The following is a 25,022-nucleotide window of genomic DNA, read 5'->3' on the forward strand; positions in this document are numbered from 1 at the left end:
ACGCGGCGACCAGCTGCGCCCGGGTGTCGCGTTGAGGCCGTACGACGGCCGGTCGTGCGACAGGCCGGTCGCGAGGGGTGCCGACTGGCGGTTGATTCGGGTCGCGCGGCATCTTGAGGTCGGCGTCCTCGGGCGTCTCGGCCGGGACTGGCGGCCGCGTCCCTCAAGCCGGCAGAGCCGGAGTGCTCCTGTCGGAGGCCGAGACCTGGGCCTGTTCAACGCTGGGTGTTCTCGTAGTAGGCACGGACTCGGGTGGCGAGGTGGTGTTCGTCCAGTTCGACGACGTCCAGGACGCGGTTGTCGTTGTCGCGCTGGTAGAGGAGAGCGTAACCGCTGGGGTTGGTCAGCAGTGCCACCTCGATGAAGCTGAGGTCGGGAGCGAGTTCTAGACCGCGGGCGAAGTGGCGGCGCAGTTCCTTCTTGCCGTGCAGGCGGCCGTCCGGTCGTCCCCATCGGGTGACCACGGTGGATGCGCTGAAGTCCACGTCGTCGGCGTAGAGGGCCATGATCGCGTCGAGGTCGTGGCTGTTCCATGCGGTGAGCCAGCGGTCGGCGTGAGTGCGGGCGTTCATGCCACCAAGTGTGGCAAAGCCACTCAGCAGGGGCGCGGTAGGCATCGCCGGTGGGAACGCGTGATACCGCCGGAGCAGGCGAAGGCGATGGTGGCGCGCCGCCCCGGCGCCGAACTCCTCACGCGTCCGTACGCAGTACGGAGATATGTGCTAACTTCGTATGTCGTACGGAGTAACTTCGTGCTGCCTCTTCCTCACCGCCTGACATTTCGGAGTACCAACCCATGCCGGTTTCCCCCGCCTTCCGCCTCGGCGCGACGACGGCCGTCCTCACGGTCCTGGCCTCTGTCGCCGCCGCGCCCGCGCAGGCCGACGCCTCGCAGGCGCCGCGTTGCCAGGAGGTCACCGTCCCCGTCTCCCTGACATCCGGCGGGCCGGCCGACCAGCGCATCGCCGGAACCCTGTGCCTGCCCCGCGGGGGTCAACCCGCCACCGTGCAGCTCCTCATCCCCGGCGGAACCTATACACGGTCCTACTGGTCCACCCGCCCCACCACGCACACCCCCTCCTACGTCGAGGCGATGACCCGCGCCGGGTACGCGACGCTGGCGATCGACCGGCTGGGCACGGGGCGCAGCTCCCACCCCGCCAGCGACCGCTTCCGCAACGAGACCCATCCACAGGCCGTCCACGAGCTCCTGCGGAGGCTCCGTGACGGACGCCTCGGCGGGCACCGGTTCGACCGCACGATCCTCGTCGGCCACTCGCTCGGTTCCGCGATCGCCACCAAGGTCGCCATCGACCATCCCGACGCCGTGGACGGCGTCGTCCTCACCGGGGTCGCGACCAAGCAGAACGACGCGGCGTTCGAGGAATTCGGTAAGTACGTCCACCCGGCCAACCGCGATCCGCGCTTCGCCGGTCGGCGGCTCGACGACGGCTACGTCACCACCAAACCTGGCTCCCGCGCGGACTTCTTCTTCCACCGTCCGGCCATGACGCGTTCGGCCATCGCCAGGGACGAGGCCACCAAGGACGCCGACGTGTTCCCGCCCTTCGACGCCTATCCCATGCCGAAGGACTACAAGTCCATCAAGGACCCCGTCCTGGTGGCGGTGGGCAGATACGACAGGCTCATCTGCGGGGGTTCCGGGTCCGACTGCTCCGGCTCGGCCGCGCTCCTCGCGCAGGAATCACCGTGGTACGGCCCCGCGGCGCAGCTGGAGGCCGCGGTGATCCCCGATTCCGGGCACTGTATCAACCTCCAGCGCACCGCCCCCGTCCTGTACGGAACCGTCCGGGACTGGGCCGACCGCAAGGTCGGCGCTTGAGGGGTCGTCGGTGACCTGACATCCCCGGCCGCCGGCTCACCGGTCAGGGCCTGGTGCGCGGGATGAACCGTACGAACGGGATGTGCCGGCCGACCTCGCGGTAGTCTTCCAGGCTGCCGTCGACGGCGAAGCCCATGAGCTTGCACAGTTGCCGGGCGGCGAGCGGGTGGCGTGGGGCGTACCGTGCCATGATCTGTGCACCCTCGTCGGTGTCGATCGGGGTCGCGGTCGCCCGGAGGATCTTCCCGCCGATCTGGATGGTGACCTGTGGGGTGGTCATGACGTTGCGATACCAGTCCGCCCGCGAGCCGAATCCGGAGGCCGCGACGTAGCCGTGGTCGTCGCGGTGCACGACCTCGATGACGGCCTGGCGTCGCCTGCCTGAGACGCGGCCGGTGTGGGTCAGCAGCATGAGCCGGTGTCCCAGCAGCGGGCCCAGGCCCAAGCGGTACAGGTGGACGGGAAGGCGCCAGAGCCGGCGGTGCAGCCCGGTCGGCGGGGCGGCCCTTTTGACGATCTCCATGGTGGGTCCCTTCGAGGTCGGTGGGGTAGGGGGGACGCCGCGTGCGCCGAACCGGCGGCGGCCGGGCGGCGCACGCTTCACCAGCGGCTCGATACCGCGGCGCCGCGGCCGGTACGCCGGCGTGAGCCCCGCGGATCAGGTCTCTCACGTGTCCTCCTCCAGCAGCTCCTCGACCGCGGACAGCGCCTCGCCGACAGGGAGATCACCGTCGATCATGTAGTGCAGCATCAGCCCGTCGATCGACGCGGTGATCAAGGTGGCCACCCCGGCCAGCCGTGCCGGTGACCATGTGGGATGCAGACCTCGGAGACGGTCGGCGATACGTGCGCGTGCCTGGCGCAGCTCCTCGCGCAGCACCGCGCCGAGGGAGGCGTCGCGCACCGCGCCCACGATCAGCTCGGCGGCCAGCCGGGTCGCCGGCTCGTTCCCGCCGGTGCCGGGCAGCATGCCGCGCATCATCGTCAGCGCCGCCCGCTCGTCGGGGGCGGCCAGCAGCTCGGCGGCCAGAGGGTTGATGACGAGGTCGGTGGCTCGCCGGAAGATCGCCGCGTGCAGCCCTGGCAGGCCGCCGAAGTGATAGTGGATCAGGCCAGGGTTGGTGCCGGCGCGTTCGGCCACGGCGCGGGTGGTGACGCCGGGCCACCCTTCTTCCCCGAGCAAGGCGATGCCGACGTCCACCAGCTGCTCGCGACGGCGGTCCCCCCGGCTGGAATTTGGTCGATCGGCCAAGTTGGTCACAGGACCAAATTAGCACCCGGCCGGCCTCCGTGAGGGTCTCCATCGTGAGCGATCGGCGGAGGGCGTCCCCAACCATGTGAAGCCGTTCCGGCCCGCCATCTCCTGTGCACCTTTTACGAAGGTGTAGGTCCATGGACCTACACCTTCGTTCCGTCCGGCGGCCGATGTGGGTCCGGCGTCCCGCCCCCGATACTCGCCGCCATGTCGATCACCTCAACCGAGCGCGTCACCGGCGTGCGCCCGTTCCTCGTCGGGATGTTCGTGGACGCGCTGGGCAGCGGCCTCTACGTCCCGCTCACCCTGCTGTTCATCCACCAGGTGACGGGTCTGCCCATGACGACCGTCGGCGTGGGGGTGACGGTCGCGGCCGTGGTGGGGCTGGCCGCCAACCCCGTGGCGGGTGTGCTGATCGACCGATTCGACGCCCGCCGGGTGCTCATCGGCACGTACGTCCTTCGGGCGGCCGGTTTCGCCGCTTACCCGCTGGCGCACGGTTTCCCTGCGCTGATCGCCATCGCCGCCCTGGTCGCGGTAGGCGACCGCGCGTACTACCCCGCCTCGGGCGGCTACGTCTCGGCTCTGGCGCAGGGAGCCGCCCGCGACAGGCTCTACGCGCTGACCGCCACCGCGAGGAACGTCGCCTTCGGGCTGGGCGGGCTGCTGTCGTCGGCGGCCGTGTCGCTCGCCGGAGTGACCGGGTTCGTGATCATCGCCTCGGTGAACGCGGCCAGCTTCGTCGTCGCCGCCGTGTGCCTGGTGCTGTCGGGACGGCACGCACAGGTGGAGAGGGCGCCGGCGGGGCCGGGAGGCTACCGGCGCGTGCTCGCGGACCGTCCGTTCGTGGGGCTGGTGGCGGCCGAGCAGGCGTTCACGCTGGCACACATGATCCTGCCGGTGGCGCTGCCGGTGTACGCGGTCACGGTGCTCGGCGCGCCGGCCGCGCTGCTGGGAGTGCTGTACACCCTCAACACGATCCTGGTGGCCGCGGGACAGCTTCCGGTGCGGCGGTGGCAGCGGGCCGCGCGCCGTACGCACGCGATGGCCCTCGGCGGAGCGGTCATGGTGGCGGCGTGCGGCTCGTACGCCGCGGCGGCGCTGGTCCCGTCCGGGGTGCCGCGTGTGTGCGCGCTCGTGGCGGCCACACTGGTCTTCACCCTGGGAGAGCTGCTGCACACGACCCCGTCGTGGGCCCTGGCGGCGGCCACGGCCCCGGCCGAGCTGCGGGGACGCTACCTGGCGATCCACCAGCAGACCTGGGCCGTGGCCGCCGTCGCCGCGCCCGCCGGCTTCTCGGCCCTGCTCGGCGCGGCGCCCGCCCTGCTGTGGCTGACCCTCGCCGTCCTGCTCATCCTGGCCGCCCTGGCCGTACTCCACCTGTCCCACCGCCTCCCCGCCCCCGCCGTCGCCCCTCCGGGCACGTGACGCCGGGCATGGCTGGACCGTCGAGACCGGCGGCTAGGGTGAACCCCATGGCCGCCACCACCCCCGCCGCCCTCGGGGAGGACCTCGACCGCCATCGCGCCGAGCTGACCGGCTACTGCTACCGGATGCTGGGCTCGCCCTTCGAGGCCGAGGACGCGGTGCAGGAGACGCTGCTGCGCGCCTGGCGCGGGCGCGGCGGCTACGACGAGGCGCGGGCGTCGCTGCGCACATGGCTGTACCGGATCGCGACCAACATCTGCCTGGACATGCTCAAGGGCCGGGGCCGCCGGGCGCGTCCCGTCGATCTCGGCCCGGCCGCCGAGCCCGGTCCCGACATCGGGGCGCCGCTGCCGGAGCGGGTCTGGGTGCAGCCGATCCCCGACTCCCGGGTGCTGCCGGAGGAGGGGGAGGGCGGCGATCCGGCCGCGCTCGCGGTGGCCAGGGAGACGATCGGGCTGGCGTTCGTGGCCGCGCTCCAGCACCTGTCGCCGCGGCAGCGTGCGGTGCTGATCCTGCGTGACGTGCTGTGCTGGCGGGCCGCCGAGGTGGCCGAGCTGCTGGACATGTCGGTCGCCGCGGTGAACAGCGCGCTGCAGCGCGCCCGCGCGGCCCTCCCGGCCCGGCGCCCCGCCGAGACGTCCCCGGCCCTCGGCGCCGAGCACGCCGCGCTGCTGGCACGCTACGTGGCGGCCTTCGAACGGTATGACGTGGCTGCGCTGGTCGCGCTGCTGCGCGAGGACGCCACGATGTCCATGCCGCCCTTCGCCTGGTGGCTCAGCGGCCGGGACGCGATCGAGCGCGCGCTGGCCGCGTCGGCGGGCCGGTGCGCGGGCTCCCGGCTGGTGCCCGTCGCCGCCAACGGCACCGTGGCCTTCGGCCAGTACCTCCCCGACGGCGCGGGCGGCCACCGGCGCTTCGCGCTCCTGCTGCTCGACATCGCCGGCGGCCTGGTGGCCGCCATGACGACCTACCTGGACGACCCCCGCCTCCTCGACCTGTTCGGCCTGCCGGAGACGCTGCCGTGAGAAGGACGGAAACCCGCACGGCTCGCCGCGATGAGTCGGGAGCCGCCACGTCGTACACCCTCTCGACGATCCATCACAAAGGAGAGGACACCGCGATGGCGGACTACGTCGAGGTCAACGGGGTGCGCACCTGGTACGACGAGCGGGGCGAGGGTGACCCGCTGGTGCTGCTGCACGGCGGCTTCAGCGACTCGCGCGACTTCACGCTCAGCCTGGCCGCGCTCGCCGGCGACTTCACCCTGCTCATGCCCGACCGGCGCGGCCACGGGCGTACACCGGACGTCCCCGGGCCGATCACCCTCGACGTCATGGCCGAGGACACGATCGCGTTCCTTGGGTTCGCGGCCGAGCGCACCGGGCGCGCTCCGCACCTCGCCGGGTACAGCATCGGCGGCACGATCGCGCTGCTGGCGGCGATGCGCCGCCCCGACCTCGTACGCGGGCTGGTGCTGATCAGCACCGGGTTCCGTGACGAGGGGTGGATCTTCGCGCCGTCCGGCGACGCGACCGGCATGCCGGAGCGGATCGTGGCCGCGTACGCCGAGGTCTCACCCGACGGCCGCGACCACTTCCCGATCGTCGTCGGCAAGATCATGGACGGGATCGCGGCCGGCCCGCTCGCCGTCGGCGAGGACGAGCTGGCCAAGATCCCGTCCAGGACGCTCGTGATGGCGGCCGACGACGACATCATCCACCTGGAGCACACGCTGGCCCTGTACCGCGCCATCCCGGACTCCGAGCTGGCGGTGATCCCCGGCACGTCGCACGTGCTGCTGCAGGAGAAGCCCGAGCTGTGCGCCCGCACGGTGCGGGCCTTCCTGACCGAGCCGCCGGCGCCGACCTTCATCCCGATCCGGCGCGCGCCCCGCTGATCATCGGGGTGCACCGGCCCCTTCCCTCACGCGCCGCGCGGAAGGGGCCGGTGCGCACGCAGCACGCCCTCGAAGGGGATGCCGAGCCGCTCCAAGGCCCGGCGGCGGTGGTCGCGCGTAGCCGACATCGGCGTCGCTCAGCTCTGGGCCACGATGATCACGCTGTCGTCGGGGGAGAAGGTCAGCGGCCCGGTCTTCGACGGGTTGAGTACGACCCCGTAGGAGGTCGGCTCGTCGTGGAGGTGCTTCAGCCGGTAGCCGATGGCGGTCTCCTGCCGGCGCCGGGCCGCCTCGATGACCGTCGCGAAGTTCACCTCGGTACCGGGCTTGACGTAGTCGTCCGCGGGCCTGAGATAGATCTCCGATCCGTCCGGGTCGAACAGGTCGGCGAACACCGCCTGCAGATGGGGGTTCTCGACGAGCTGGGTGAGCAGCAGGCTGATCAGCTTGTTGCTGACGATGAAGTCGTCGGCCTTGGTGACCTGGGCGACCTCCCGGTTGCTGTCGTCGTTCATCTCGGTCACGATCGAGTACGGGTCGCCCAGCCGTACTTCGATGTCACGAAGGTGCAGAAGTGTCACGAGTGTGCGGTCGTCGGCGTGGTCGGCGTCGACGCTCTCGTCCGAGAGCACCACGATGTGCTGGTAGCCGCCCAGTTGAAGCCCTTCCAGAGATCGCCTGCTGGTGGGCACGCACGGCTTGTAGCCGACCGTCAGATTGGCTCGTCTGCCCAGAGCCGTCTCCGCCGGCTCGAGCGGAGCCGCGATGTCCACCGACGATCCGGGTGCCACCCAGCGGTCGAGCAGGTCGATGATCTTGGGGGCGCGCGAGTTCCAGCCGATGAGGAGTGTGCGGTCGGGGGCGGGCCGGACGCCCGGCTCGGAGATGATCGCTTCTTCCGCTATGTGAGGCGGCGTGGTGGCGAGCTGGATCAGAAGATCGTCCTCGGCGATCACGATGATCTCGTCGCCGGCGTTCACCGGTGTTTCCATCGGCGGGTTGACGGTCACGCCTGCGCTCGCGCTGCGCAAGCCGATGGGAATGCCGCGCTCGTAGGCGTTCAGCGTCTCCCCGTAGGTCCTGCCCACCAGCGAAGGTTCGGGCCGCATGTAGATCTCGTTGCCGGCGAAGTCGAGGAGATCCGCGCAGACGGTGGACAGGCCGGTCTGCCGGTGGGACTGCACGACCAGGCGTACGGCGATGTCGTCGGCGTCGATGACCTGCGCCTCCGGGCCGGCGGCCAGCCGGGCGGCCGCCATGTTCTCGCTGTCCTGCACCGCGGCCACCACGTGGGGGCGTCCGTTGGGCCAGGGGCGGGTGTTCAGCAGCAGCAGTGCCTTGATGACGTCGATGTCCCGATGGTGACCGCGAACATCAGGGCGAGGAAGGCGACGCTTCCCTTGTCCCCGCCGATGGTCCCGGGATCGATGGCGCGGAGCAGGGTCATCCATGCGACGTTGAGCCAGCCGTCGTTGTCCTTGGCGTCCTCGGGGGCCAGTAACAGGACCAGACCGGTGACCAGGACGATCAGCGCGGCCGACGCCAGGCCGAGCCAGCCGATCAACGCGGGCGTGCCCCGGTCCATGGTCCCGTCGAACCAGTACCGCAGCCGGTTCCGCAGCCTCAGCTTCTTCACGTTTCCCCCGCCGGTTCATGAGCTCCTGCGGGGAATGTATCGGTCGGATCTCCGGTCCAGCAGGCGGAATGAGGACAACGCCGCGCCGCGGCTGGGAGCCCGCCACCCCGCCCGTGACCCGCCGTCACCACTGATCGAGCGCGGACCTGGGACTGGGCGGCACGGCGGGGTCATTCCGCGTGCCGGGCCAGTCCTGCGGCGACGATGTCGATGAGCAGGTCGAGGATCTTCGGGTGGAGGGCCGGTTCGCCGAGCCGTTCGACGAACATCGGTACCAGCAGCACGCACTGCAGGACACCGATGATGACGGCGGGCTCGGCGGCGACCAGCTCGCCCTGAGCCCCGCGGGCGGCGACGTACTCGGTCAGGGCCGTGGCGGGGCTGTCGGACATGGCGGCGACCCGTTCGGGGTCCAGCTTCCGGGCCACGGCCTGCATCTCCTCCGGATGGGTCATCAGGCGGCGCCACAGCGGGTTGACCGCCAGTTCCTCGATGGTGGCGCGCAGGAAGCGGCGCAGCCCTTCACGGGGGTCGTCTGCGCTCAGCAGCGCGCCGTCGATGACCCGGCGTTTCACCTCGCCGGACTGGCGCAGCATCAGCTCCAGGTACAGCGCCTCCTTGGAGTCGAAGAAGACGTAGAAGCTGCTCTTGGCGACTCCGGCGGGCGCCATCAGCTCCTCCAGGGAGGTCTTGCGCAGCCCTTGACTGGTGAACAGCTTCTCGCCGGTCTCCAGCAACAGGGCGGTGATGCGGGCCTTCTCCTCGGCGGTGAACGCGGGCGGCATGGGAGACAACCTTCCGGTAAATGTACGTTTCGTTCATATGTTTTCACGGACACGTGCGGACACCGCCCCGCGCCGGCGGCGGCCATGGCGATCGGCCAGGGCCTCGAAGGCTCCTCCCTCCGTGGCCGTTGAGCGGGTAACGGCCCAGGTCGGGAGCCCTTCCGGATATAGGTTGGGCCTGCGGCGGAATTCGTGCCGTCCGGCGGCGCAAGAATGCCGACCCGGCTCCGACTCCATGGTGAACGGCGTCCGGGGGACGCAAGCCGAGCATCGAGGAGATGACATGAAATTTCTGTTGATCATGCACGTGAACCCGCGGATCTGGGACACGCTGACCGAGGAGGAGCGCAACGAGGTGATGAGCGGCCACGGGGCGTTCATCGAGACCATCACCGAGTCGGGGGAGATGATCAGCACCGTCGCGCTGGCCGACCCGTCCCAGAGCGCCGTGGTGCGGGTCCGGGGCGGCGTCCCGGTGGTGACGGACGGACCGTACCTCGAGGTCAAGGAGTACTTCGGCGGCTATTACCTGGTGGAATGCGACAGCCGGGAGCGCGCGCTGGAACTGGCCGGGCTCATCCCGGACGCCGGCGTGGAGGGGCTGGGCATCGAGGTGCGGCCGGTGGTCTTCGCGGGCACGGCCGGCGACTGAGCCCACCGTGAAGTTCCTGCTGAACGCCTACCTGGACGCCAGGGCCTGCCCGGGGAAGGGCACGACCCCGAGCGGTTCCTGGCCACGGCCGGGCAGACGGGGGAGCTGATCTGCGGAACGTGCTCGCCGACCCGTCCATCAGCGCCGTCGTCCGGGTCCGGGACGGCGTGGTGACGGTGGCCGAGGGCCCGTACCTGCGGACCCCGGATCATGTCGCGAACCAGTAGACGCTCGACTGCGAGAGCCGGGAGCGCGCCCTGGAGCCGGCCGCCCTGATCGTGAACGGTCAGGGCGGCGTTGAGGTGCGGCCACTGATGGACTCGGCCGGGATGGAGATGTGAGCACGTCCGAACATCTCGGGGACCTGCTGCGCGAACCGGCGCCGCAGGTCCTCGCCTCCACGCCGTCCGGGCCCACCTGCAGGAGCTGACGGGGGAGTACGCCGCCGCACGGGAGAACTACCGGCCGGCGGCCCGGCGCACCACCAGCCTCCCCGAACAGCGCTACCTGCGGGACAGGGCGGCGGGGGTGGGCGCCCACAGTCCGGCCGCCGTGCCCTCGCGCACGTGCTTCTCGTAGATGACGACCTTCCCGTGGATGATCTCGAGGCACGTGTTCAGCGTGGCGACCCTGGCCCGTACGGCCTGTTCGTGCTCCCGGAGCAGCGCCAGCCGTTCGGGTTCGTTGCCGGGACCCGAGCGGACCAGCCCGGCGAACCTCTTCAGCGTGGCGATCGGCATGCCCGAGTCGCGGAGGCGGTTGCAGAGCAGCAGCCAGTCGACGTCGGCGGGGTCGTAGACCCGCTGCCCGCCGGCTGATCGGGGGATCGGACGCAGGAACAGGCCCTCGCGTTCGAAGAACCGCAGCGCGTGCACGCTCAGGCCCGTCGCCTCGGCGACCTCCCCGATGGACAGCCCGCGGGAGCCGACGCCGGCACCGTCCTCACCCACGTCCTCGCCCATGCGGACGACTGTACAGCTTGACCTAGAGAGAACTCTAGGTTTTAGCGTCGACGGCATGACAGTGAAGCAACACAAGATCGGCTCCGGTTTCGGCCCCACCAGTACGGCGGACGATGTGCTGGCGGGCATCGACCTGTCGGGCAGTACCGCGCTGGTGACCGGCGGCTATTCCGGGCTCGGGCTGGAGACGACGCGTGCGCTGGCCCGGGCCGGCGCACGCGTCGTCGTCCCCGCCCGGCGGCTCGCCGTGGCGCGGGAGGCGCTGCGCGGCCTGCCCGGCACGGAGGCGGAGGAGGTCGACCTGGCCGACCTGGAGAGCGTCCGCGCGTTCTGCGACCGGTTCCTGGAGACCGGCCGCGCCCTCGACATCATGATCAACGGCGCGGGGGTCATGGCCTGCCCCGAGACGCGCGTCGGCCCCGGATGGGAGGGGCACTTCGCCATCAACCACCTCGGACACTTCGCCCTGGTCAACCGGCTTCGCCCGGCGCTTCCGGCCGGGGCGCGCGTGGTCTCGGTGTCCTCGTCGGGGCATTTCCTGTCCGGCATCCGGTGGGACGACACGCAGTTCACCGGTGGCTACGACGGGTGGCTGGCCTACGCGCAGTCGAAGACCGCCAACGCGCTCTTCGCCGTGCACCTCGGCACCCTGGGCGTGCGGGCGTTCGCGGTGCACCCCGGCAGCATCCTGACCCCGTTGCAGAGGCACGTACCCCCTGAGCAGCAGCGCGCCCTGGGGTGGGTCACCTCCGCCGGCGAACCGGCGCCGGGATTCAAGACCCCGCCGCAGGGCGCGGCGACGGCCGTGTGGGCGGCGACCTCGCCGCTGCTGGAGGAGTACGGCGGGGCGTACTGCCAGGACTGCGACGTGGCCGACCCCGCGACCGGCGACGACATGCTCGTCGGGGGAGTGAAGCCCTGGGCGGTCGACCCGGCCGAGGCCTCCCGGCTGTGGGAGCTCTCCAGTGAGCTGACCGGGCTGGACGCCTTCTCGTAGCCGATCGCGCTCGGGGGGACGGGGGCGGGCGGCCGCCCGCCCCCTGCCTGTCCGGCCGGATCCGGCCAACGGTCCTCGCGCGCCACCGGAAGCCGAGGCGGACCCCAGGTCAAGGCCATATCGGCTGGATCGTCAGCCCTCGGGACGCGGGTGATCCCCCCTTGCCCCACCGTGGAATATCACTTATGGTCATCGACTGATTACGGAAGGTGCCGCCCATGGTTCCTCGGCATGACAGCCGGACCACGGCACAACCCCCGATCCGTTTCCAGGAGTGATGTGATGATGTCCTGCAAACTCGTCCGTGCGGCGCTGCCGGCGCTGCTGGCCGTTACCGTGCTCGCCACCCCCGCCGCGGCCGCCTCCCCCGCCGCGCCCGTGCCGGCGGCCGTCACGGTGCTCGACTACAACAGCACCGGCTGGCGGTACCTCCAGGTGGCGTCCAACACCACAACACCCACGTTCCAGGATCCGAAGTTCGACGACAGCGAATGGCCCACCGGACAGGCGGCGTTCGGCACCAGCACCGGCTGCGCGTTCAACGCCTCGGTCAAGACCTCGTGGCAGCCGAACACCGACATCCTGGTGCGTCACTGGCTCCATATCCCGGCCGGCGCGCGAGACGTCCGCATCCAGGGCACCATCGACAACGACGCCCAGATCTACCTGAACGGCCGGCTCCTGCAGACCGTCCGCAGCGGCTACTGCCGCGCCGACAACATCGACGTCAGGGTCCCGGCCGACGCTCTGAGCTGCACCTGCGACCTGCTCGCCATCCGCGGCCACGACTACGGCGGCTCCACCTTCCTCGACGTCCGCGTCACCTACACCAGGCCCGACCGTCCCTGACCCGGCCGGCAGGTCAGCCCGCGGTTCCTCCCCGGGCGCCCGAACCGGTACGGGCCGGCCTGGGACCGCCCCCCAGGCCCGTCGCCCGCGGTCCTGTCCATCCCGAGGCTTCGGTGTCCGGCGCCACCGAATCGGCCCCGCCGCGCAACGCGAGCGCGGTGCGGGCGTCGGCGGGGAAGTACGCCTCGATCGCGATCTCCTCGAGCGTGACGTCGAAGGCGGCGCCGAACGTCGTGATCGTGTTGATGAGGCTCAACTCGGCCCCCCGGTGCCGGATCCGGATGGGCATCGCGATGTCGGCGGGATCCGGCGGCCGCACCGGGTCGGGAGCACCATAGGAGAGGAGTTCCGAGTAGAGGTCGCTCAACTGCGGGTCCCCGGTCCGGTGCACCTGCCGTGCCAGGCGTGGCAGCAGGAATCCGCGAACCTGATCCAGGTTGAGCAGCCGGGGCGCGAACCCGGCGGGATGCAGGCCCAGCCGCATCATGTTGACCGGTGGTTCCAGCAGGGCAGGTGCGACACCGTCCAGGAACACGTCGGCGGCGGAGTTGGCGAACACCAGGTTCCAACGGCGATCCACCACCAGCGCGGGGTTCGGCTCGTGCCCCCGCAGGATCTGGTGGAGGGCTTCGCGCGCCGCGGTCAGATCCGGGTCGTCCAGCGGGCGCTCCTGGTAGACGGGGGCGTAACCCGCGGCGACCAGAAGCCGGTTCCGGTCGCGCAGCGGAACCCGCAGATGTTCGGCCAGATGCAGGACCATCGGGCGGCTGGGGATCGTGCGGCCGGTCTCCACGAAGCTGACGTGGCGGCTGGAGACCTCCGCCTGGATGGCCAGGTCGAGCTGGCTCAGCTGCCGCCGGCGGCGCCACTCGCGCAGGAGCTCACCGACAGGACGATCCTTCGACATGGACCCGGTTCTATCGTGAGCGCGCGCCGCATCGCCATTACAAGGCATGTAATCGACGGCGCGATCCCGGCGCGCCACCGTTACCCGCATGCTGGAAACCACTGAGACGGAACGCAACAGGAAACTCGTGCTCGAAGGCTTCGCGCGGTTCGCCAGGGGCGACATCGCCGTCCTCCGCACGCTGCTGGCGGAGGATTTCGTCGAACACAGCCCGGGCAACCCCTCCGGCCGGGACGCGTTCATCGACTTCATCGCGCACGCTCCGGTGGCGGGCGCCCGGCTGGAGCTCAAGCGCGCCATCGCCGACGGGCAGTACGTGGTCGTGCACTACCTCATGATCCCGCCGGGGGAGGAGCGCGGCACCGCGGTCGTCGACATCTGGCGGCTGGAGGACGGGCTGATCGTCGAGCACTGGGACGTCGTCCAGCCTGTGCCGGAGCCCGCGGAGATCCCCAACGGGATGTTCTGAGCGCCCGCCCGGCCGCGTGGTGTGAGCCGGGCGCCGGGAGCACGGCGTGGTTGGGGTCACTCGCGGAGGCCCGGCGCTCGGCATGGGCGGTGCGCTCGCTAGGGACGCGGTTCCAGGGTGATGTGCGGGGACAGCGCGCGGAGGAAGTCGGGGGCGTCGAAGATCTCGCCGGCGGAGGCGACACCGACGGTCCTGGTCCGCCCGGTGAGAATGCGGTCGACCGCTTCCACCGCGAGCGGCGCGGTGACGGCGTAGATGTCCTGTCCGCTTGCCACGGCGCGCCGCTGACTGCCGCCGGAGCGCACGACGACATCGACGAGGAATGTCTGCGCGGACCGCCCGCGCTCGTCGGCCGCGGCCGGCGCCGGAGTGTCCGGGTCCGACAGGTCGCCGGCCGCCTCGACCGTCATGTAGGTGCGCACTTCGGGGACGGGCAGGTGACTGGGCACGGTGACGACGTCGGCCATCGTGAACTCCCCGATGACGGCACGGGGCCCCATCGGCTCAGGGAAGGGCCACTCCAGGGTCGGCAGGTCGTCGTGGTGGTACTCCAGCCCGCCGTTCCTGTAACGGACGCGTCGGCCGTCCCGCCGTCGCCCGGAGACCGCGCCCGCGACACGTGTCCCGGTGGTTGGGTGCCAACTGCTCAGCCCGTACGCGACGTGTACCTCGTCGGCCGTCGTCCAGTCGCCCATCGCGGCGGTGGTCAGCAGGTCGCCGAGGCCGCCGTAGAAGGCCATCGCGGGGACGATCACCGCTCCTGCCGCGCGGGCACGGTCGGTGAAGTGCGTGAACGTGTCGACGTTGGCCTCGATCTCGGCCGCCACGTCCACGTAGGGGATCCCGGCGCGCAGCGCCGCCTCGATCACGGGGGCGGCCGTCGTGGCGAAGGGGCCGGCACAGTTGATCACGGCCGCCGCGCCGGCCAGCGCGCGGTCGAGCGCGGCCGGGTCGTCGACCGACGCCGGGCGGACCTCCGCTCCCGATTCGGACGCGGCCAGCCCCTTCAGCTTGCCGGCGTCGCGCCCGGACAGCACCGGGACGAACCCGCGATCCCGCAACTGCGCCACCACGAAGCGTCCGGTGTGCCCGTAAGCGCCGTACACCGCTACCGTGAGCCCTGATCCCATGGGTTCCCCAGTGTTCGAATGATCTGCTGCGTTCTGCCGTGAACATCCTGGCGAGGACCGGCATACCGCCGCGAGTGTCCGGAACGCCATGACCCGTACAATTTCGGACATGGGTACTCTCGCGCTGGCCGTCACCGACGGAATGCTGCATTTCGAGCTGTCCTTGGCGTACGAGGTCTTCGGCGTGGGCCTGCCCGACATGGCCATCCCCTGGTACAGCGTCGTCGTCTGCGGGCCGGGCGCCGTGCGGGCCGGCCGGTTCCGGCTGGAGCCCGACCACGGCCTCGACCAGCTCCCGCGCGCCGACACCGTGATCGTCCCGGGCTGGGCCGACGTCGACGAGGACCCACCCGCCGACCTGGTCGACGCGGTGCGCGCGGCCCACGAGGCAGGCGCACGCGTGGCCTCCCTCTGCACGGGCGCGTTCGTGCTGGCCGCCGCCGGCCTGCTGGACGGGAAGCGCGCGACCACGCACTGGGCGCACACCCGAGTCCTGGCGGCCCGCTACCCCCAGGTGGAGGTGGACCCGGACGTCCTGTACGTGGACAACGGCAGCGTGCTCACCTCCGCCGGCAAAGCCGCCGCCATGGACCTGTGCCTGCACCTCGTCCGCCTCGACCACGGCTCCTCGATCGCCAACGCGGTCGCCCGCCGCCTGGTCGTGCCCCCGCACCGGGACGGCGGCCAGGCCCAGTTCCTCACCGCTCCGATGCCCGCCCCGGACAACCACCCGCTCGCCGAACTGTTCCCCTGGGTGATCGAACGGCTGGACCATCCGCTGACCGTGGAGGACCTGGCCCGCCAGGCGCGGATGAGCTCGCGGAACCTGGGCCGCCACTTCAGGTCGGTGACCGGCACCACCCCGCTGCAATGGCTGTTGACCCAGCGGATCCGCTACGCCCAGGAGTTGCTGGAGACCACCGACGACAGCGTCGACACCATCGCCGCGGCCACCGGCATGGGCACCGCCGCGACACTGCGCCGGCACTTCAACCGCACGGTCGGCGTGCCTCCGGACACCTACCGCCGTACCTTCCGCTCACGGACCGGGGGTCCTCACCGGCCGGGCCGGGTGTCCTCCGGGGTGACCAGGCCGGACTGGTAGGCGAAGACGACGAGCTGGGCGCGGTCGCGGGCGTGCAGCTTGGTCATGGCGCGGCTGATGTGGGTCTTGGCCGTCGCCGGGCTGATCACCAGGTGGGCGGCGATCTCGTCGTTGGACAGCCCTCGAGCGGCCAGTGCGGTCACCTCGCGCTCCCGCTCGGTGAGCCGCTCGGCCCCCGCCGGCGCCGGTCGCGGGCGGCGGGCGACGAACTCGGCGATCAGACGGCGGGTGATGGCCGGCGACAGCAGTGCCTCGCCGCGGGCGGCGACGTGGATCCCGTGCAGGAGGTCGGCCGGTTCGGTGTCCTTGACCAGGAACCCGGTGGCGCCGGCACGCAGGGCTTCGTAGACGTACTCGTCCAGTCCGTAGTTGGTGAGGATGATCACGTGGACGCCGGACAGGGTCGGGTCCGCGGCGATCCGCCGGGTGGCCTCGATGCCGTCCATGCCGGGCATCTGCACGTCGATGAGGGCGACGTCGGGCCGGTGCGCGCGGGCCAGCGCCAGCCCCTGAGCGCCGTCGGCGGCTTCGCCGACCACCTCGAAGTCGTTCTCGGCCTCCAGCAGCGCGCGGAAGCCGGCGCGAATGAGGGGCTGGTCGTCGACGAGGAGGATACGGATCACGAGAGGTCCTTGGCGGGGGAAACGAACTACCCCCCGCACCTTACGGGCGATTCGGGATCCGCTCATCCCTGCGCCGCCGTACGCGGGACTACTCCCGCCGCCGTAGTCCGGCCGGTCGTTGCGCCCGGGGTGGTAGCGGCAGATGACTCCGCTCGTGGGACGCCCCCGAACCGCGGCCGGACGACGATTGCGGTCATGAGAACCGCGATCATTTAGGAGTCCCACATGTCGATTCGCCACGTCGCGCCCGTCCCGAGGAGAACCGCCACCGGACGGGTCGCCGAGGTCTACGCCCAGTCCGCCGCCGACTTCGGGCAGGCCGCGCTCATGATGCTGTCGCCCGCACCCGACGTCCACGCCGCCGCCTGGGCGGTCCTGCGCGAAGCGGAGCTGGCGGGACTCGCGCCCCGCGCCGACAAGGAAGTCGTCGCCGTCGCCGTGTCGCACGCCAACCGGTGCCGCTTCTGCATCGACGCGCACAGCATCCTGCTCCACGCCCTCGGTGAGCATCGGCTCGCCGAGGACCTGCTCCACGACCGCACCCCGGCCGAACCCGGACACGCCGAGCTCGTCGCCTGGGCGAAGGCCACCCGGCCCTCCGGCGCGGCCCAGCCGCCGGCACCCCCGTTCCCCGCCGCGCTCGCCGCCGAGTACGTCGGCACGGCCTTGACCACCCACTTCGTCAACCGCATGTTCTCGGCCCTCACCGACGAACGGCTCCTCCCCGGCAACCTGCAACGATCCCGGTCGGTACGCCGCATCGGGGCCATGGGGTACTCCCGCACCGTGCACCGCGAGCTCGCTCCGGGGGCCGCGCTTCCCCTGCTGGCCGGGATCACGATGGGGCGGCCGGCCGCCTGGGCCGGCGACACACCGATCGCCACCGCGTTCGCCGCGCTGCGCGGCGCCACGGCCGCCGGCGGCGCACTGCTGAGCGAACCGGCCCGGGAACTCCTGCTGAGCACCGTCGCCGAGTGGGACGGCACGCACCCGCCGTCGCCCGGCACCTGGCTCACCCGACGCGTGGCGATCCTGGCCGAGGCGGACCGGCCCGCCGCCAGACTCGCGATCCTCGCCGCCCTCGCCCCGCACGACGTCAGCGAGGAGGAGGTCGACGCCTGGCGCGCCACCGCCCACGCCACCGACGCCGACCTGGTGCGGCTGCTCGCCTACGGCGCCGTCACCGCCGTCGACCGGATCGACCAGGCCGTCACGGGCGGGACGGCCGCTCGGCGAGGGTGACGTCCACCGTTCGGCTCACGCCGCGGCGGCGCTGCCGAGGACGCCGGTTCACATGAGCGAGAGGATCACCCGCGCCAGCGCCTCAGCGGCGTCGACGCGTCCGAGGGCCCTCGCGTTCGCGGCCGTCGACTGCCGGAGCCGGGAGTCGTCGAGGAGCGCGACCAGCTCGCCGAACAGTTGCGCCGGTGTGGGGGACGGTTCCAGCAGCGCGCGCGCCGCCCCCGCGGCGACGAGATGGCGGGCGTTGCCACGCTGCTCGTCCCCGCCGGTCGGGATGAGGGGGATCAGCACGGACGCCTTGCCCACGGCGGTCAGCTCGGCGATGGTCCCGGCGCCGCTGCGGGACACCACCACGTCGGCGGCGGCCAGGACGTCGGGGAGTTCCGTCCCGACGTAGGGGACCGGCAGGTAGCGGCGCCGCAGCGCCTCGGGCAGGGCCTCCCGGGCCTGCTGGAGCTGGTCCGCCCACGCGGGCCCGCACTGGTGGAGCACCTGGGTGCGTCGCAGCAGGTCGGGCAGAACGGCCTCGACCAGGGTGTTGATCTGACGGCTGCCCTGCGCGCCTCCGGTGACGTAGACCAGCGGGGTCCCGTTCTGGAAGCCGAAACGCCGCAGGGCCCGGAGGGCCACTCCCTGGAGGATCTCCGCGCGGATCGGGTTGCCCGTCACGACGGCCTTGTCCCTGGCCGACGCGGGCAGGTGGCCGACGGAGCTTTCGTGCGTGAGGGCCACCCGGGTCGCCATCCGGGCGAGGACGCGGTTGGCCAGGCCGAGTGTGGTGATCTGCTCGTGCATGACCAGGGGCCGCCGCAGCAGACGCGCCGCCACCCCGACCGGGACCGCGACGTACCCGCCGGTGGACAGCACCACGTCCGGGCGATGGCGCGCCACGGTGGCGATGGCCTGCAGGATGCCGAACGGCACCCGGAACGCGTCGGCGACGTTGGTGGCCAGCTCGCGCAGGTTCGGCCGGCGGCGGACCTTGCCGGTGGTGATCGCCCGGAACGGGATGCCGTGCTCGGCGCTCACGCGGGCCTCGAGCCCGTGGGCTGTGCCGACCCAGAGGACGTCCACGTCGAGGCCATGCGCGGCGGCGAGCTCGCGTACCGTCGTGACGGTGGTCAGGGCCGGGTAGGTGTGCCCCCCGGTGCCTCCACCCGTGACGCACAGACGTTTGGCACGGCGGGTGGGTGCCGTCGACATGACGATCTCCTTGAGGGTCGGCTCTGTGGTGAGAGGGGGCGCCGGAAGACGGCCGCGCGGCCCGATCGCGAAAGCGATCATCCTCACCGTCTCACAGGAACGGCACGGGCACGTACTCGTCCCTGGAGCGCGGCACCAGGCGCGCTTGGCGCGACCACCGGTCAGGTCAGCGCGCCCGGACTCCCTCGATGGCGATCGCCAGCAGGTGGTCGGCCTCGGCCCGGCCGTCGGGTTCCTGCTCGGTGGCCACGGAGATGGCGCCGACGAGCTTGAGCAGCCGGGTGACGTCGATCTCGGGGCGCACGGCGTCCGCCGCCCGGGCGCGGGTGAGGAGCCTCTCTCCTGCGGTGACGATCTTGTCGTGGCAGGTGCCGCCGAGCGTCGGGTCGCCCCCGTCGCGCATCAGTGCGGCGCCCAGGCCCCGGTTGGCCGCGGCGTGGGCGCCGACGGCGCGGAGCCAGGTGAACAGCGCCTCTCCCGGATCTGGGGCGGTGAGCAGGTCGCCGGCCTTGGCGCAGAGCGCCTCCACCCGATCCTTGAAGACCGCTTCCAGGAGCGCCTGCCGGGTGGGGAAGTGGCGGTGCAGGGTGGCCGAGCCGACGCCGGCGCGGCGGGCGATCTCCTCCAGGGACGCCTCGGCGCCGTGCTCGGCGATGACGGCCCCGGCGGCGGCCACGATCCGGTCGAAGTTGCGGCGGGCGTCGGCGCGCATCCGCTGCTGGGGCGGTACGACGGCGTCCTTGGACACGGCGGCTCCTGACGGCTTGCCAAGTGGGGCGGCCCTCCAAATCGTAGCGGACGGCTACCCGCCGTTCCGTTCGCCGGTGGCGCGGCGGCGGCGTTCCTCCAGCCCGCTCAGGGTGAGGTCGAGACCCAGGCGGAAGCGCTCCTCCATCGTGCGGGCGGTCAGGTCGTCGGCGACCAGGAGGAGACTGGGGAACTCTTCGGCGGGCAGCGCCTTCAGCTCGCGGTTGGCCTGGGCGAGCACCTCCTCGGGAGCGGCGCCCCGAGCCTCGGCGGCGTTCATCGGGCTGAGCTCCTGCAGGACGAACCCGGTCACGTAGCTGCTGAGCAGGAAGCCGACCTGGGCGGCCTCCCGGCCTTCGAACCCGGCCGCGAGCAGGGGCGTCACGAGCCTCTCCATCGCGCGCAGGGTGTTCGGCCCCGTCACCCAGCGGCCGGCCACGATCTTTGCCGCGTCGCGATGGGCCAGCAGCAGCCTGCGGAACTCCAGCGCGACCGCCTCCAGTTGCTCCCGCCACGGCAGGCCCGGATCGGGCGGGCGCGCGCCGGCCATCAGGTCGTCCGCGAGCAGGTCGAGCAGGGCGTCCTTGTTGCGCACGTGCCAGTAGAGCGAGGAGACGTCGACGCCGAGGCGGGCCGCCAGGCGTCGCATGCTCAGCCGCTCGACGCCCTCGTCGCGCAGGAGCTCGCGGGCGACGGCGACGACGGCCGCGCTCGTCAGCTCCGAACCGGACGCGGGCCGTCCTCGCCGAGTTCCCGTCACACCGACCTCTCTTTCGGGGTACGGTTCATCGTACAAAACCAACACTGTTGGATTGTTTGGAGGAGCTGATGTTCGATTCACGGTTCGGCCTGCTCATCCCGCAACGCGGGGCTCGGTTCGGGCTCGACTCCCTCGACCGTCTCCTGCGGCTGGCCGTCGACGCGGAGGACAGCGGCCTGTTCGGCTCGGTCTGGGTGGGCGACAGCCTGACCGCCCAGCCGCGCGCCGACTCCCTGTCCCTGCTCGGCGCGCTCGGCGCGATGACCGGACGCGTCCGCCTCGGCACCGCGTGCCTGGCCAGCTTCTCGCTGCGCGACCCCGCGCTCCTCGCCTACCAGTGGGCCACCCTCGACCAGATCTCGAACGGGCGCATGGTGCTCGGCGCCTGCACGGGGCTGGTGTCCGGCGGCGTCAGCGCGCGCGAGGGAGCCCACTGGGGAGTGGCCGACCGGGAGCGGGCGCCCCGCCTGGAGGAGAACATCGAGATCTGCCGGCGGCTGTGGACGGGCAAGCCGGTCGACTTCGACGGCCGCTTCCACTCCTACCAGGGCATCAGCGTCGACCCGACCCCTGTCCAGGACCCCTGTCCGATCCTGATCGCCGCCAATCCCTGGGAGCCCCGGTTCGCCGAGCGCGCGATGCGCCGCGTCGCCACCATGGCCGACGGCTGGATGACGGCCGGCAGCTGGCCGGGCCTGTTCGAGGCCCTCTGGGGCCTGCTGCGCGACCAGCTGGCCGAGGCCGGCCGGGACCCCGACACGTTCCCCGTCGTCGCCATGCACAACATCAACATCGGCCCCGACCGGGACGAATGCCTCGCCGAGACCGGGCGTTTCATCGCCGTCCACGAGAACGATGACGAGGTCCCGGCGCCCATGCTGGAGGCGTGGACCGCCGCCGGCCCTCCCGGCCGCTGCGCCGCCGACCTGTCCGGCCTGCTCGCCAAGGGGGCCGGCCACATCGTCCTGCGGATCACCTCATGGGACCAGCGGGGCCAGCTGCGGCGGCTCGTGGAGGAGGTCCTGCCTCAGGTGAACGGCTGAGGCGCCACCGCGTACCGGCCCGGCCTCCCTTCCGAGGCCGGCGGGAGCGTCATGAGCGCCTCCCGGCGGCGGAAGCAGGAGTCAGGAACAGCCCGAGCATGAACGCGGCGATCGGGACGAAGCAGAGCAGAGTGAACACCAGAGGTGTGCCCTGCGCGTCGGCCGCCAGCCCGAAGACCGGGGTCAGCAAGCCACCGACGCTGACGCCGAGCCCCAGCGTCACCCCGGCCGCGGTGCCCGGGCGTGCGGGCAGGTAGTCCTGGCCGAGCCGGACCAGGACCGCGAACGGGATGTTGAGCGCCAGGCCCACCAGGGCGGCGAACGGCAACGGCGACAGCGGCCCGGGGGCCAGCCGCAGTCCGATGAGCATCGGCACCGCCAGCGCGGCGCCGAGCTGAACGGTGCGAACCTGACCGATCCGGTCGGCGAGCCGGCCGCCCGCGAGCGTGCCGGCCACGCCGCCGCCGAGGAAGCACGCCAGCGCCGCCCCGGCCAGTGTCCGTGAGCCGCCAAGGTGGCCGATCCAGTACAGGCCGATGAAGGTGGCGACGGCGGCGAACACCGCCGACCGGACGACCGAGATCACGGTGAGGACGGCGAACGGCCACCACTGGTCCGGGCCCGCCGCCACCGCGGAGGCGTCGGCCTGCCGCCGGCCTGCCGCCCTGGCCAGGACGAACGCGGCGAGGATCGCCGGAGGCAGGAAGACCGGGCTGCCTTCGACGCCCCAGGCGTTCAGGACCGGGACGGCCAGCACGGGGGCCAGGAAGAACCCCACGCTGCCGCCCGCGGCGAAGACGCTCATCCCGGTGACGCTGTCACCGGCGGCCTGCCGGGCGGCCTTGCCGGCCGCCGGATGGAACATCGCCACTCCCAGACCTGACAGCAGGAGCAGAATCCACACCGCCGCGTAGGAGTCCGCCGCCCCGGACAGCGCGAAGCCCGCTCCGGCGAGCAGGACGCCGGTGGCCGCCAGCCGGGGCAGCCGCAGCCGGTCGACGGCGATGCCGATCAGCGGCTGCGGCAGCGCACTGCCCAGGGTCGCCGCGAGAGTGAGCCCGCTGGCCGCGACGTAGCTGTAGTGCCGTTCGAGGACGAAATAGGGAACGGAGGCCGGGACCAGTCCCTGGTAGAAGTCGTCGACCGCGTGGGCGGCGGCCCACGTCCACATCCGCCGCAGGACGGGCGGCGCCCCCTGCGGGGCGATCTCGCTGCTCGCTGTCACGCCGTCCAGCTTCATGAACGCCGGTGGCTACGGGCTACCAGGATTCCGCCCATATGTATCGATAACCCGCCACGATCCGGACTCCGGCGATCTGGGTCCGCGGCCGGGCTCTGCCGGCGACCCCAGTGGACGACCTCGGTGACCGGGACCCGCCGCGCGGGTCGGAACCGCGTGCCGATCGTCCGGACGACGGGGATGAGCGCGCGCCGGTGCGTTCCGTGATCGCGTGGAGCGCTGGAATTTGTCCAAACGATCGATAGACTACGTGGATGGAGCAGCTCTCGTCGCGGCCGGCCGGCCGCGTTCGCACGGTGCTGGGGGACGTCGATCCTTCCGCGCTCGGGCACACCCAGCCGCACGAGCACGTCCTGTGTGACATGTCGGCCGTCATCCGGCCGTGGGGCGTCCGGCCGGTCGCCGACGGCCGGAGTCCCTCCTCCGAGGGGCGGGCGGCGCACGAGTTCCCGGCGTCCGAGCGTGACCGGGTGACCGAGCCGGTGCGCCTGGACAACTACGACTGGATCCGGCGCTCGGTGCTGAACGTCGACAACCTGCGACTGCGTTCGGAGTCCGACGCCGCCGAGGAGCTGCGGCTCTACCGGTACGCCGGCGGCGGCACGGTCGTCGACTCGACCTCGGTGGGGCTCGGCCGCGACCCGCTCGGGCTGGCCCGCGTGTCACGTGCCAGTGGTGTCCACATCGTGATGGGCAGCGGCTACTACCACCACGACTACCACCCGCCCGGCCTGGCCGGGACGCCGATGGAGGCCGTCCGTGACGAGATCACGCGGGACGTGCTGGACGGCGTGGGCGACAGCGGCGTCCGCGCCGGGCTGATCGGCGAGATCGGGCTGAGCTGGCCGGTGCATCCGGACGAGGAGAAGGTGCTGCGGGCGGCGTGCCGGGCACAGGTGGACAGCGGGGCGCCGCTGCAGATCCACCCCGGCCGCGACCCGCGCGCGCCCTTGGAGGCCATGCGCGTCGTCCGGGAAGCGGGCGGGCTGCCGGAACGTACGATCATGTCCCACGTGGACCGCACGCTGTGGCGGCCCGACGACCTGCTGGAGCTCGCGCGCACCGGCTGTTACGTGGAGCTCGACCTGTTCGGCCAGGAGTCCAGTTACTACGCCTTCAATCCCGACGCCCGCAGGCCGAACGACCGCACCCGGGTCGAATGGCTCCAGGCGCTGATCGAGGCGGGCTTCGGCGACCGTCTCCTCGTCGCCCAGGACATCTGCCAGAAGGTGTACCTCCGCCGGTACGGAGGCCCTGGATACGGCCACATCCTGGAGAACGCCGTCCCCCTGATGCGGCGGGCGGGCATGAGCGAGGCCGAGATCACGATGGTGACGAGGGACAACCCGGCGGTCGTCCTGATGATGAGATAGTCGAGGCCATGGCCACCACCAACCAGACCGGAGCGACCCGCCGGGCAAAAGGCGGGCGTATCAAGGCCGGCACCGCGCGCCGAGCCCAGTCCGAGCAGACCGAGATGCTGCTGCTCCGGACCGCCACCTGGCTGTTCTCCGAGCGGGGCTTCCACGGCACCGGCATCCGTGACATCGCCGAGGCGGCCGGGGTCGCGGTGTCGGCCATGTACTACTACGCCTCCTCCAAGGACGAGCTGCTCGAGGCGGTGATGCGCCGTACCCTCGACGTGCTCACCACGAGCAGCCGTGACACCTTGGACGGCCTCGACGACCCCGCCGACCGGCTGGCCGCCCTCATCGCCGTGCACGTCGCCTTCCACGCCCGCAACCCGCGCGCCGCCCGGGTGGCCGACCACGAGTTCCGCGCCCTCACGGGGGAGACGCGCAAGGACGTCCTCGGCCTGCGGGACGCCTACGAGGCCGTCTGGGAGTCGGTGCTGAGCGAGGGCGTGCGCGCCGGCGTCTTCGAGGACAGAGGGAAGGTCGCCCGGCTGGCGCTGCTGCAGATGGTCACCGGCGTGGCCCACTGGTACCGCCCGCGAGGGGAACTGGGCGTCCTCGAGCTGTGCGAGCGCTTCGCCGACATGGGCCTCGCCCTGATGGGCGCCGCTCGCGAAGGACGGCCGCTCCGGGCGGGCGATGTGAACCTCCCGGAGATCGAGCTGCTTCTCCCGCGCGTCGAGCTGACGATCGAGCCGCGCCGTAAGCCTCCGGGCCTCTAGCGGGTTCCGCCGTTCGCCGCCGGCCTTCCGCGTCGAAGAAGGCCGGCCCCCTTGACAACGACCACATCTTTGAGCGATCGTTCGACAAATTTAAGCTTCCGGGGACATCGGT

The 25,022-nt window shown here is 71.8% G+C and carries 27 protein-coding genes; 13 read left to right on the forward strand and 14 right to left on the reverse strand.

What is annotated here, in order from left to right:
• Positions 1 to 215: 215 nt before the first annotated feature.
• The gene (locus KIK05_RS04100) at positions 216 to 572 is read right to left on the reverse strand and encodes a nuclear transport factor 2 family protein (protein ID WP_214409166.1); all 357 of its coding nucleotides are present in this window, start codon (positions 570 to 572) and stop codon (positions 216 to 218) included.
• A gap of 224 nt (positions 573 to 796) precedes the next feature.
• Here KIK05_RS04100 and KIK05_RS04105 point away from each other — a divergent pair, with 224 nt between their 5' ends.
• Positions 797 to 1,843: an alpha/beta fold hydrolase gene (locus tag KIK05_RS04105; RefSeq protein WP_214409167.1), complete on the forward strand. Its 1,047-nt coding sequence runs from the start codon at positions 797 to 799 to the stop codon at positions 1,841 to 1,843.
• 43 nt (positions 1,844 to 1,886) lie between these two features.
• Here KIK05_RS04105 and KIK05_RS04110 read toward each other — a convergent pair whose 3' ends face one another.
• Together KIK05_RS04110 and KIK05_RS04115 are read right to left on the reverse strand one after the other, a co-directional pair.
• Positions 1,887 to 2,366 carry a nitroreductase family deazaflavin-dependent oxidoreductase gene (locus KIK05_RS04110; RefSeq protein ID WP_214409168.1) on the reverse strand — a complete coding sequence of 160 codons (480 nt, stop codon included), beginning with the start codon at positions 2,364 to 2,366 and terminating at the stop codon, positions 1,887 to 1,889.
• 144 nt (positions 2,367 to 2,510) lie between these two features.
• Positions 2,511 to 3,104, reverse strand: a complete 594-nt coding sequence (locus tag KIK05_RS04115) for a TetR/AcrR family transcriptional regulator (RefSeq protein ID WP_308249737.1) — start codon at positions 3,102 to 3,104, stop codon at positions 2,511 to 2,513.
• 201 nt (positions 3,105 to 3,305) lie between these two features.
• Between KIK05_RS04115 and KIK05_RS04120 the strand changes: the two genes are divergently transcribed.
• The 3 genes from KIK05_RS04120 to KIK05_RS04130 all read left to right on the forward strand — a co-directional run bounded on the left by KIK05_RS04120 (position 3,306) and on the right by KIK05_RS04130 (position 6,423).
• Complete coding sequence (locus tag KIK05_RS04120; RefSeq protein WP_214409169.1) at positions 3,306 to 4,526, forward strand: MFS transporter; 1,221 nt, start codon at positions 3,306 to 3,308, stop codon at positions 4,524 to 4,526.
• Positions 4,527 to 4,573: 47 nt separating this feature from the next.
• Positions 4,574 to 5,551 carry a sigma-70 family RNA polymerase sigma factor gene (locus tag KIK05_RS04125; protein WP_214409170.1) on the forward strand — a complete coding sequence of 326 codons (978 nt, stop codon included), beginning with the start codon at positions 4,574 to 4,576 and terminating at the stop codon, positions 5,549 to 5,551.
• 95 nt (positions 5,552 to 5,646) lie between these two features.
• Positions 5,647 to 6,423, forward strand: a complete 777-nt coding sequence (locus tag KIK05_RS04130; protein ID WP_214409171.1) for an alpha/beta fold hydrolase — start codon at positions 5,647 to 5,649, stop codon at positions 6,421 to 6,423.
• 137 nt (positions 6,424 to 6,560) lie between these two features.
• Here KIK05_RS04130 and KIK05_RS04135 read toward each other — a convergent pair whose 3' ends face one another.
• From KIK05_RS04135 to KIK05_RS04140, 3 genes are all read right to left on the reverse strand, one after another.
• Positions 6,561 to 7,700 (reverse strand): CASTOR/POLLUX-related putative ion channel, encoded by a 1,140-nt coding sequence (locus KIK05_RS04135; protein WP_308249738.1) that lies wholly within the window; start codon positions 7,698 to 7,700, stop codon positions 6,561 to 6,563.
• Between the two features lie 44 nt (positions 7,701 to 7,744).
• Positions 7,745 to 8,059 carry a hypothetical protein gene (locus KIK05_RS46570; protein ID WP_250562193.1) on the reverse strand — a complete coding sequence of 105 codons (315 nt, stop codon included), beginning with the start codon at positions 8,057 to 8,059 and terminating at the stop codon, positions 7,745 to 7,747.
• Positions 8,060 to 8,229: 170 nt separating this feature from the next.
• On the reverse strand, positions 8,230 to 8,844 hold the full coding sequence (locus KIK05_RS04140) for a TetR/AcrR family transcriptional regulator (RefSeq protein ID WP_214409172.1): 615 nt from the start codon (positions 8,842 to 8,844) through the stop codon (positions 8,230 to 8,232).
• 283 nt (positions 8,845 to 9,127) lie between these two features.
• Here KIK05_RS04140 and KIK05_RS04145 point away from each other — a divergent pair, with 283 nt between their 5' ends.
• Positions 9,128 to 9,496 (forward strand): YciI family protein, encoded by a 369-nt coding sequence (locus KIK05_RS04145; protein ID WP_214409173.1) that lies wholly within the window; start codon positions 9,128 to 9,130, stop codon positions 9,494 to 9,496.
• A gap of 503 nt (positions 9,497 to 9,999) precedes the next feature.
• Here the strand turns inward: KIK05_RS04145 and KIK05_RS04150 are convergent.
• Complete coding sequence (locus KIK05_RS04150; RefSeq protein ID WP_214409174.1) at positions 10,000 to 10,458, reverse strand: MerR family transcriptional regulator; 459 nt, start codon at positions 10,456 to 10,458, stop codon at positions 10,000 to 10,002.
• Positions 10,459 to 10,513: 55 nt separating this feature from the next.
• Between KIK05_RS04150 and KIK05_RS04155 the strand changes: the two genes are divergently transcribed.
• Together KIK05_RS04155 and KIK05_RS04160 are read left to right on the forward strand one after the other, a co-directional pair.
• A complete protein-coding gene (locus KIK05_RS04155; RefSeq protein WP_214409175.1) occupies positions 10,514 to 11,455 on the forward strand; it encodes an SDR family NAD(P)-dependent oxidoreductase in 942 nt (313 codons plus the stop codon).
• A gap of 282 nt (positions 11,456 to 11,737) precedes the next feature.
• The gene (locus KIK05_RS04160) at positions 11,738 to 12,304 is read left to right on the forward strand and encodes a hypothetical protein (RefSeq protein ID WP_214409176.1); all 567 of its coding nucleotides are present in this window, start codon (positions 11,738 to 11,740) and stop codon (positions 12,302 to 12,304) included.
• 13 nt (positions 12,305 to 12,317) lie between these two features.
• Here the strand turns inward: KIK05_RS04160 and KIK05_RS04165 are convergent, their stop codons facing one another.
• A complete protein-coding gene (locus KIK05_RS04165; protein ID WP_214409177.1) occupies positions 12,318 to 13,211 on the reverse strand; it encodes a helix-turn-helix transcriptional regulator in 894 nt (297 codons plus the stop codon).
• Positions 13,212 to 13,299: 88 nt separating this feature from the next.
• Here KIK05_RS04165 and KIK05_RS04170 point away from each other — a divergent pair, with 88 nt between their 5' ends.
• The gene (locus KIK05_RS04170) at positions 13,300 to 13,680 is read left to right on the forward strand and encodes a nuclear transport factor 2 family protein (protein WP_214409178.1); all 381 of its coding nucleotides are present in this window, start codon (positions 13,300 to 13,302) and stop codon (positions 13,678 to 13,680) included.
• 98 nt (positions 13,681 to 13,778) lie between these two features.
• On the opposite strand, the gene KIK05_RS04175 is transcribed toward KIK05_RS04170, so the two are convergent.
• Positions 13,779 to 14,810, reverse strand: coding sequence for a saccharopine dehydrogenase family protein (locus KIK05_RS04175; protein WP_214409179.1), 1,032 nt, complete (start codon positions 14,808 to 14,810; stop codon positions 13,779 to 13,781).
• Between the two features lie 109 nt (positions 14,811 to 14,919).
• Between KIK05_RS04175 and KIK05_RS04180 the strand changes: the two genes are divergently transcribed.
• Positions 14,920 to 15,915, forward strand: a complete 996-nt coding sequence (locus KIK05_RS04180; RefSeq protein ID WP_214409180.1) for a helix-turn-helix domain-containing protein — start codon at positions 14,920 to 14,922, stop codon at positions 15,913 to 15,915.
• Here the strand turns inward: KIK05_RS04180 and KIK05_RS04185 are convergent.
• Complete coding sequence (locus KIK05_RS04185; protein WP_214409181.1) at positions 15,867 to 16,538, reverse strand: response regulator; 672 nt, start codon at positions 16,536 to 16,538, stop codon at positions 15,867 to 15,869. The two genes, KIK05_RS04180 and KIK05_RS04185, sit on opposite strands and share 49 nt — an antisense overlap.
• 225 nt (positions 16,539 to 16,763) lie before the next feature.
• Between KIK05_RS04185 and KIK05_RS04190 the strand changes: the two genes are divergently transcribed.
• Entirely contained in the window at positions 16,764 to 17,780 is a 1,017-nt protein-coding gene (locus KIK05_RS04190) for a carboxymuconolactone decarboxylase family protein (RefSeq protein ID WP_214409182.1), read from the forward strand.
• Between the two features lie 48 nt (positions 17,781 to 17,828).
• On the opposite strand, the gene KIK05_RS04195 is transcribed toward KIK05_RS04190, so the two are convergent.
• The 3 genes from KIK05_RS04195 to KIK05_RS04205 all read right to left on the reverse strand — a co-directional run bounded on the left by KIK05_RS04195 (position 17,829) and on the right by KIK05_RS04205 (position 20,490).
• A complete protein-coding gene (locus KIK05_RS04195) occupies positions 17,829 to 18,983 on the reverse strand; it encodes a UDP-N-acetylglucosamine--N-acetylmuramyl-(pentapeptide) pyrophosphoryl-undecaprenol N-acetylglucosamine transferase (protein ID WP_214409183.1) in 1,155 nt (384 codons plus the stop codon).
• Positions 18,984 to 19,149: 166 nt separating this feature from the next.
• Positions 19,150 to 19,731 (reverse strand): TetR/AcrR family transcriptional regulator, encoded by a 582-nt coding sequence (locus tag KIK05_RS47930; RefSeq protein WP_308249739.1) that lies wholly within the window; start codon positions 19,729 to 19,731, stop codon positions 19,150 to 19,152.
• A 54-nt stretch (positions 19,732 to 19,785) separates the two neighbouring features.
• Positions 19,786 to 20,490, reverse strand: coding sequence for a TetR/AcrR family transcriptional regulator (locus KIK05_RS04205; RefSeq protein ID WP_214409184.1), 705 nt, complete (start codon positions 20,488 to 20,490; stop codon positions 19,786 to 19,788).
• 68 nt (positions 20,491 to 20,558) lie between these two features.
• Between KIK05_RS04205 and KIK05_RS04210 the strand changes: the two genes are divergently transcribed.
• Positions 20,559 to 21,533 (forward strand): LLM class flavin-dependent oxidoreductase, encoded by a 975-nt coding sequence (locus KIK05_RS04210; protein ID WP_214409185.1) that lies wholly within the window; start codon positions 20,559 to 20,561, stop codon positions 21,531 to 21,533.
• A 49-nt stretch (positions 21,534 to 21,582) separates the two neighbouring features.
• On the opposite strand, the gene KIK05_RS04215 is transcribed toward KIK05_RS04210, so the two are convergent.
• On the reverse strand, positions 21,583 to 22,758 hold the full coding sequence (locus tag KIK05_RS04215; RefSeq protein WP_308249740.1) for an MFS transporter: 1,176 nt from the start codon (positions 22,756 to 22,758) through the stop codon (positions 21,583 to 21,585).
• 269 nt (positions 22,759 to 23,027) lie between these two features.
• Here KIK05_RS04215 and KIK05_RS04220 point away from each other — a divergent pair, with 269 nt between their 5' ends.
• Together KIK05_RS04220 and KIK05_RS04225 are read left to right on the forward strand one after the other, a co-directional pair.
• Positions 23,028 to 24,146 carry a phosphotriesterase family protein gene (locus KIK05_RS04220; RefSeq protein ID WP_214409187.1) on the forward strand — a complete coding sequence of 373 codons (1,119 nt, stop codon included), beginning with the start codon at positions 23,028 to 23,030 and terminating at the stop codon, positions 24,144 to 24,146.
• 8 nt (positions 24,147 to 24,154) lie between these two features.
• Positions 24,155 to 24,910, forward strand: a complete 756-nt coding sequence (locus KIK05_RS04225; protein WP_214409188.1) for a TetR/AcrR family transcriptional regulator — start codon at positions 24,155 to 24,157, stop codon at positions 24,908 to 24,910.
• Positions 24,911 to 25,022: the final 112 nt, after the last annotated feature.

The organism is Sphaerisporangium fuscum, assembly GCF_018531465.1.
Taxonomy (GTDB): domain Bacteria; phylum Actinomycetota; class Actinomycetes; order Streptosporangiales; family Streptosporangiaceae; genus Sphaerisporangium; species Sphaerisporangium fuscum.

Coding starts and splice junctions, on each gene's coding strand:
- KIK05_RS04100 (WP_214409166.1), bottom strand. CDS start 572: ATGAACGCCCGCACTCACGCCGACCGCTGGCTCACCGCATGGAACAGC.
- KIK05_RS04105 (WP_214409167.1), top strand. CDS start 797: ATGCCGGTTTCCCCCGCCTTCCGCCTCGGCGCGACGACGGCCGTCCTC.
- KIK05_RS04110 (WP_214409168.1), bottom strand. CDS start 2,366: ATGGAGATCGTCAAAAGGGCCGCCCCGCCGACCGGGCTGCACCGCCGG.
- KIK05_RS04120 (WP_214409169.1), top strand. CDS start 3,306: ATGTCGATCACCTCAACCGAGCGCGTCACCGGCGTGCGCCCGTTCCTC.
- KIK05_RS04125 (WP_214409170.1), top strand. CDS start 4,574: ATGGCCGCCACCACCCCCGCCGCCCTCGGGGAGGACCTCGACCGCCAT.
- KIK05_RS04130 (WP_214409171.1), top strand. CDS start 5,647: ATGGCGGACTACGTCGAGGTCAACGGGGTGCGCACCTGGTACGACGAG.
- KIK05_RS04140 (WP_214409172.1), bottom strand. CDS start 8,844: ATGCCGCCCGCGTTCACCGCCGAGGAGAAGGCCCGCATCACCGCCCTG.
- KIK05_RS04145 (WP_214409173.1), top strand. CDS start 9,128: ATGAAATTTCTGTTGATCATGCACGTGAACCCGCGGATCTGGGACACG.
- KIK05_RS04150 (WP_214409174.1), bottom strand. CDS start 10,458: ATGGGCGAGGACGTGGGTGAGGACGGTGCCGGCGTCGGCTCCCGCGGG.
- KIK05_RS04155 (WP_214409175.1), top strand. CDS start 10,514: ATGACAGTGAAGCAACACAAGATCGGCTCCGGTTTCGGCCCCACCAGT.
- KIK05_RS04160 (WP_214409176.1), top strand. CDS start 11,738: ATGATGTCCTGCAAACTCGTCCGTGCGGCGCTGCCGGCGCTGCTGGCC.
- KIK05_RS04165 (WP_214409177.1), bottom strand. CDS start 13,211: ATGTCGAAGGATCGTCCTGTCGGTGAGCTCCTGCGCGAGTGGCGCCGC.
- KIK05_RS04170 (WP_214409178.1), top strand. CDS start 13,300: ATGCTGGAAACCACTGAGACGGAACGCAACAGGAAACTCGTGCTCGAA.
- KIK05_RS04175 (WP_214409179.1), bottom strand. CDS start 14,810: ATGGGATCAGGGCTCACGGTAGCGGTGTACGGCGCTTACGGGCACACC.
- KIK05_RS04180 (WP_214409180.1), top strand. CDS start 14,920: ATGGGTACTCTCGCGCTGGCCGTCACCGACGGAATGCTGCATTTCGAG.
- KIK05_RS04190 (WP_214409182.1), top strand. CDS start 16,764: ATGTCGATTCGCCACGTCGCGCCCGTCCCGAGGAGAACCGCCACCGGA.
- KIK05_RS04195 (WP_214409183.1), bottom strand. CDS start 18,983: ATGTCGACGGCACCCACCCGCCGTGCCAAACGTCTGTGCGTCACGGGT.
- KIK05_RS04210 (WP_214409185.1), top strand. CDS start 20,559: ATGTTCGATTCACGGTTCGGCCTGCTCATCCCGCAACGCGGGGCTCGG.
- KIK05_RS04220 (WP_214409187.1), top strand. CDS start 23,028: ATGGAGCAGCTCTCGTCGCGGCCGGCCGGCCGCGTTCGCACGGTGCTG.
- KIK05_RS04225 (WP_214409188.1), top strand. CDS start 24,155: ATGGCCACCACCAACCAGACCGGAGCGACCCGCCGGGCAAAAGGCGGG.